This window comes from Streptomyces triticirhizae (assembly GCF_003696235.1).
In the GTDB taxonomy this organism is placed as follows: domain Bacteria; phylum Actinomycetota; class Actinomycetes; order Streptomycetales; family Streptomycetaceae; genus Streptomyces; species Streptomyces triticirhizae.
Genome location: NZ_RFFJ01000274.1, coordinates 1 through 5,986, shown reverse-complemented (window position 1 = coordinate 5,986; position 5,986 = coordinate 1). Strand labels below are relative to the sequence as shown.

The window sequence follows — 5,986 nt, the reverse complement described above, 5'->3', positions numbered from 1 at the left end:
CGGCGCCCCGGCCGGCCGGCGCCAGGGCGCCCGATCCTGTCGGGCCGCCGCCGCGCACCCCGGCGACCGAGACGCTGGCCACGCTGCGCGCCGCCGCCGAGAGCGGCGGCCTGGTCGCCATCGGCTATGTGGGCGCCGACGGCGTCGCCGGCCACCACGTGCTGGCGCCGGTGCGGGTCACCGGCGGCTTCGTCACGGCGTTCGACCACACGGCGGACGAGGTGCGCACCTACCCGCTGCACCGCATCGCCGGCGCCGTTCCCGTGGAGTGAGCCCGCCCGTTCCCCGGCTGTCGGTGCGGGGTGTTTCACTGGGGAGCTGACGCCACCCGTCGCGGGGGCGCGGGGAAGCCGGTTGGTCGGAGGTAACGGGTGTCCTGCTTGATCGTGCAGAGCGACAAGACGCTGCTGCTTGAGGTGGACCACGAGCAGGCCGAGGCCTGCCGCCGCGCCATCGCCCCGTTCGCCGAGCTGGAGCGCGCGCCGGAGCACATCCACACCTACCGGGTCACGCCGCTTGGCCTGTGGAACGCGCGGGCGGCCGGCCACGACGCCGAGCAGGTCGTCGACGCCCTGATGCGGTACTCGCGCTACCCCGTTCCGCAGGCCCTGCTGGTCGACGTCGCCGAGACCATGGCCCGCTACGGCCGGCTCTCCCTGGTCAAGCACCCCACCCACGGTCTCGTGCTGACCACCACCGACCGGCCCGTGCTCACCGAGGTGCTGCGCGCCAAGCGCGTCCAGCCGTTGGTCGGCGCGCGGATCGACGAGGACACGGTGGTCGTCCACCCCTCCGAACGCGGCCAGATCAAGCAGCAGTTGCTCAGGCTGGGCTGGCCGGCCGAGGACCTCGCCGGCTATGTGGACGGCGAGGCGCACCCCATCGACCTGGTGGAGGACGGCTGGTCGCTGCGCGCCTACCAGCGGCAGGCCGTCGAGGGCTTCTGGCACGGCGGCTCGGGCGTGGTGGTGCTGCCGTGCGGCGCGGGCAAGACGCTGGTCGGCGCCGGCGCGATGGCGACGGCCAGGTCCACCACGCTGATCCTGGTCACCAACACGGTCTCCGCCCGCCAGTGGAAGGCCGAGCTGGTGCGCCGCACCTCGCTCACCGAGGACGAGATCGGCGAGTACAGCGGCGCCCGCAAGGAGATCCGCCCGGTCACCATCGCCACCTACCAGGTGCTGACCACCCGGCGGAAGGGCGTCTATCCGCATCTGGAGCTGTTCGACTCCCGCGACTGGGGCCTGATCATCTACGACGAGGTGCATCTGCTGCCGGCGCCGGTCTTCAAGTTCACCGCCGACCTCCAGGCCCGCCGCCGGCTCGGGCTGACCGCGACGCTGGTGCGCGAGGACGGCCGGGAGTCCGACGTGTTCTCGCTGATCGGGCCCAAGCGCTTCGACGCGCCCTGGCGGGAGATCGAGGCCCAGGGCTATATCGCGCCGGCCGACTGCGTCGAGGTGCGGGTGGACCTCAGCGAGTCCGAGCGCCTCGCCTACGCCATGGCCGAGCCCGAGGAGCGGTACCGCTTCTGCGCCACCACCGACGCCAAGCGCCGGGTCACCGAGGCGCTGGTCCGCAGGCACGGCACCGAGCAGACCCTCGTCATCGGCCAGTACATCGACCAACTCGACGAGCTGGGCGAGCAGTTGAACGCCCCGGTGATCAAGGGCGAGACCAGCAACGCCCGGCGCGAGGAGCTGTTCAACGCGTTCCGCTCCGGCGAGGTGCGGGTGCTGGTGGTCTCCAAGGTGGCCAACTTCTCCGTGGACCTGCCCGAGGCCACGGTCGCGATCCAGGTCTCCGGCACCTTCGGCTCCCGGCAGGAGGAGGCGCAGCGGCTGGGCCGGGTGCTGCGGCCCAAGGCCGACGGGCACGAGGCCAGGTTCTACTCGGTGGTCGCCCGCGACACCATCGACCAGGACTTCGCCGCCCACCGCCAGCGTTTCCTCGCCGAACAGGGCTACGCCTACCGGATCGTGGACGCCGCCGACCTGCCGGCCGACGACCAGCCGGCGTGACGCCGCGACGCTGAGGCGCTGAGGGAACGGGGAGCGACGCGTGCCGCGACGGGGAGGCGAGTGGGGCCGGAACCTGCTCGCCTGTCTCGTGCTCTGGCCGCTGGCCGTGGTCGGGGTGGCCGGCTTCGGCGAGATGTCCTGGTCGCTCGGCGCCCGGGCCTGGCAGGAGTACCAGACCGGCAGGGGCGACGCGGGCGTGCCCGGCTCAGCCGTCGTCACCGAGGTCGAGGAACGGTCCAGCGGCCGGAGCAGGCTCCATGTCTGCTGGGGCACCTTCACCCCGGACGACGGCGGCCCCGTCCGCACCAACCTGCGCATACGCGCGGCGGGCGACTGCCGCGACGCCGACCTGAGCGATGTCCGCCTGCTCACCGGCGACGAGAGCGGCGCCGTCCGCGTCGACGACCCCGACACCATCGTGGCGGTGGGCGGCTTCCACTGGCTCGGCAACGCCGTCTGGACGCTGGTGCTCTCCGCCGTGACGGTCGGCTGCGCGCTGGTCGCGCTGGGCCCGCCGACCTCCGCGACGCTCTGGCTGGTCCGCCGCCTGCGCGCCCCGCCGCCCGACACTCCCTAGACGCGACCTCGTCGTACGAGGCCGGCTGATCCGGCGCGGGCCCGCTGTCACACGAGCAGCGCCTCCAGCTCCGGAAGTCGGCCGAAGAGATCGGGGAGGCCGCGCACCCCGTTTCGCACGGACTCGTGCGACAGCGCGAGGTCAGGGCCGGTGCCCGCCTCGACACCGGCGAGACACCGGAGGATGTTCCACCTCGTGTGCCCCAGCCAACCGCCGATCATGAACACGAACCAGCCTGGACCCGCCGGCGGCAGCACCCCGCCCCCCGCCACATAGCCGTCGAGAACCGAGCGGAAGACGGCGGGCCTGATGTCGTCGAGGCCAGGTCCCTTCGCGAGGCTCAGCGCGGTCGAGCCCAGCTCACCGGACAGGTCGAGCACCCCCGAGAGTTCCCAGTCGAGCACCACCGGCCGCCCCTCCCGGGCGAGCAGGTTCCACGGCTGGATGTCCCCGTGCGTCAGCACGACGGGGCCCGGCCGCCCGCAGGTGTCGAGCCGGTACAGCCGGTTGGCGAACCCGCCGTGGACGCGGATCATCGGCCCGGTCGGCGTGCCGAGACGCGAAAGGTTCACCGAGGCATCCTAGGAGCCGGCCGATCACCGCCGCACCGGACCCGTACCGCGCTCCATGCTCACCTTCCGCGCCGTTGTGCTCACGGTCACCGCCGCTCCGACGAGCGGCCACGGCCCGGCCGCTCACCCCGACGCGGCTCAGGCCGGCCGGCGGACACCCGCCTCGCCGGGGAGGCCGTCCCGGCCCAGGACCACCACGTCGAAGGCCGCCGAGCCGAAGACCCCGACGGCCCGCAGCGCGCGGCCGATCCGCCCGCCCGTCGCGGACCGGCCGCCGCCGCGCCCGTTCCCCACCCCGGTCCGCGTGCTGCTCCCGCCCCTGCTCTCCGTGCTGTTCATGGCTCCAGCCTCGCCCGGCCCGGCGGGTGGCGGCATCGGCCGTGGGGCCGACCGCTCCCCCAGGGGTTCGGGGCGCCGCCCCCCGGGGCCCCTCAGGGTTCGCTCCCGAGAGACCCATGCGCACCGGCGCGGGGCGGCGGCCGAAATCGATTTGCGCGCCCTCCGGGAAGCCCTCTAGGCTCCCGTGCCTCCCTCCTCCCGAGCCTGTGGGCCAGCGCCCTGAGCGCCGCGCGCCCGCGCCCAGGGCAGGAGCCGCCCGGACGGCAACCGGGCGGCAGCCACCAGCCCGCAGCGCGACCCCGGAGGCACCGTCATGTGCGCTTCACCCCCGCCCGCCCACGCCCAGGACCCGCTGGAGGCGGAACGGGCCCATCTCGCCGCCTCCCGCGCCGCGTTGCGCGCCATGCGGGAACACACCGAGTCGCTCGACATCCGTGACGTCACCGCGAACTGGGTCAACGCCGAGGTCCTCGCCAACGAGATCGAGCAGCGGATCAAGGCCCTCGCCGACCTCGCCGACACCCCGCTCTTCTTCGGCCGCCTCGACTACCACCGCCGCGTCGACGCCGACGGGGAACACGGCTACCGCTTCTACATCGGCCGCCGCCATGTGCACGACGCCAAGGGCGACCCGATGGTGATCGACTGGCGTGCCCCGGTCTCCCAGCCCTTCTACCAGGCGTCGAAGAAGGACCCCAAGGACGTCGAACTGCGCCGCCGCTTCGGCTACGACGGCGGCGAACTCACCGCCTACGAGGACGAACACCTCAGCGACCCCGACGAGGAGGAGACCGTCAGCGCCCTCCTCCAGCGCGAGATCGAGAAGCCGCGCGTCGGCCCCATGCGCGACATCGTCGCCACCATCCAGCCCGAACAGGACGAGATCGTCCGGGGCGCGCTCAGCGAGACCGTCTGCGTGCAGGGCGGCCCCGGCACCGGAAAGACCGCCGTCGGCCTGCACCGGGTCGCCTACCTCCTCTACGCCCACCGGGAACGGCTGGCCCGCAGCGGCACCCTGGTGATCGGCCCCAACCGGTCGTTCCTGCGCTATATCGAACAGGTCCTGCCCACGCTGGGCGAGTTGGAGGTCAAACAGGCCACCGTGGACGAGCTGGTGGCCCATGTCGAGGTGCGCGGCGAGGACGACGCGACCGCCGCCACCCTCAAGGGCGACGCGCGGATGGCCGAGGTGCTGCGCCGCGCGGTCAGGGCCGGGGTGACGATGCCGACGGAACCGGTCGTGGTGGTGCGCGGCTCCCGCCGCTGGCGGGTGCCGGTCCACGAACTGACCGAGATGGTCGAGGAGTTGCTGGCCAGGGACATCCGTTACACGGCGGCGGGCGAGGCCCTGCCGCAGCGGATCGCGCACGCCGTGCTGGTCCGCATGGAGCAGGCAGGCGAGGCCCCCGACGACCGGGTGCAGAACGCGGTGGCCCGCAACGCGGCGGTCAAGGCCGCCGTCAAGGCGATCTGGCCGCCCGTCAACCCGGCCAGGCTGGTGCTGCGGCTCCTCTCCGACCCCGCGTTCCTCGCCGAACAGGCCGAGGGCATCCTCACCCCCGAGGAACAGCGGGCGATCCTCTGGCCCAAGCCGCCGCGCAGCGTCCGTTCCGCCCCCTGGTCCCGCGCCGACGCGGTGCTCATCGACGAGGCCCACGACCTCGTCAGCCGCACCGGCTCGCTGGGGCATGTGGTGCTGGACGAGGCGCAGGACCTCTCCCCCATGCAGTACCGGGCCGTGGGCCGCCGGTGCAGCACCGGTTCGGCGACCGTGCTCGGCGACATCGCGCAGGGCACCACCCCCTGGGCGACGGGGAGTTGGGCCGAGGCGCTGCGCCACCTGGGCAAGGAGGCCGCGCATGTCGAGGAGCTGACCCTGGGCTTCCGCGTGCCGCGCGAGGTCATCGCCTACGCCTCCCGCCTGCTGCCGGCGATCGCGCCGCAGCTGCGCGAGGCGACCTCGATCCGGGAGGCGCCGGGCTCGTTCGTGGTCAGCCGGGTCGAACCGGCGGAGCTGACCCCCGCGACCCTCGCCGCCTGCCGCGCGGCGCTGGAGAACCCCGGCTCCACCGGCCTGATCGCCGCCGACGCCCGCATCCCCGCACTCCGCGCGGCCCTGGCCGCCGCCGGACTGCCCCATGTGGAACCGGGCCAGGAGACGGACAGCACGACGCGCCTGACGCTGGTGCCCGCCTCGCTGGCGAAGGGCCTGGAGTACGACCATGTGGTCCTCGACGAGCCACAGGCGATCGTCGACGGTGAACCCGACCACCGCACGGGCCTCCGCCGCCTCTATGTCGCCCTCACCCGAGCCGTCTCCGGCCTCGCCGTCGTCCACGCGTCCCCCCTGCCGGCGGAGCTGCACCGCTGAACGCTGCCGCTGGGCTTTCGGGGACGCCGGGCCCGGGGGCCCGGCGGGGCGCTTGCCGCGCAGGGCGCGGGGCGCTTGCCGCGCGGGGCCGCTCGCCGTGCGGGGC

Annotated in this window: 5 protein-coding genes and 1 pseudogene; 4 read left to right on the top strand and 2 right to left on the bottom strand. The window is 74.0% G+C overall.

Annotation, left to right across the window (positions count from 1 at the left end; translation table 11 throughout):
* The 3 genes and pseudogenes from EBN88_RS27870 to EBN88_RS27860 all read left to right on the top strand — a co-directional run.
* Positions 1-272, top strand: a pseudogene (locus EBN88_RS27870) (DNA-binding protein); the annotation flags it as partial.
* 99 nt (positions 273-371) lie between these two features.
* Complete coding sequence (locus EBN88_RS27865; protein ID WP_122399810.1) at positions 372-2,021, top strand: DNA repair helicase XPB; 1,650 nt, start codon at positions 372-374, stop codon at positions 2,019-2,021.
* 40 nt (positions 2,022-2,061) lie between these two features.
* Positions 2,062-2,598, top strand: coding sequence for a hypothetical protein (locus tag EBN88_RS27860; RefSeq protein ID WP_122399809.1), 537 nt, complete (start codon positions 2,062-2,064; stop codon positions 2,596-2,598).
* Positions 2,599-2,645: 47 nt separating this feature from the next.
* Here the strand turns inward: EBN88_RS27860 and EBN88_RS27855 are convergent, their stop codons facing one another.
* Both EBN88_RS27855 and EBN88_RS27850 read right to left on the bottom strand, forming a co-directional pair.
* The gene (locus EBN88_RS27855) at positions 2,646-3,170 is read right to left on the bottom strand and encodes a phosphotransferase (RefSeq protein ID WP_122399808.1); all 525 of its coding nucleotides are present in this window, start codon (positions 3,168-3,170) and stop codon (positions 2,646-2,648) included.
* Between the two features lie 138 nt (positions 3,171-3,308).
* Complete coding sequence (locus EBN88_RS27850; RefSeq protein WP_122399807.1) at positions 3,309-3,509, bottom strand: hypothetical protein; 201 nt, start codon at positions 3,507-3,509, stop codon at positions 3,309-3,311.
* 313 nt (positions 3,510-3,822) lie between these two features.
* On the opposite strand from EBN88_RS27850, the gene EBN88_RS27845 reads away from it, so the two are divergent.
* Positions 3,823-5,880: a HelD family protein gene (locus EBN88_RS27845; protein WP_122399806.1), complete on the top strand. Its 2,058-nt coding sequence runs from the start codon at positions 3,823-3,825 to the stop codon at positions 5,878-5,880.
* The last annotated feature ends 106 nt before the right edge of the window (positions 5,881-5,986 follow it).

Bases quoted from the DNA above. Each gene is read 5' to 3' on its own strand.
- EBN88_RS27845 (WP_122399806.1), top strand. From the start codon at position 3,823: ATGTGCGCTTCACCCCCGCCCGCCCACGCCCAGGACCCGCTGGAGGCG.
- EBN88_RS27850 (WP_122399807.1), bottom strand. From the start codon at position 3,509: ATGAACAGCACGGAGAGCAGGGGCGGGAGCAGCACGCGGACCGGGGTG.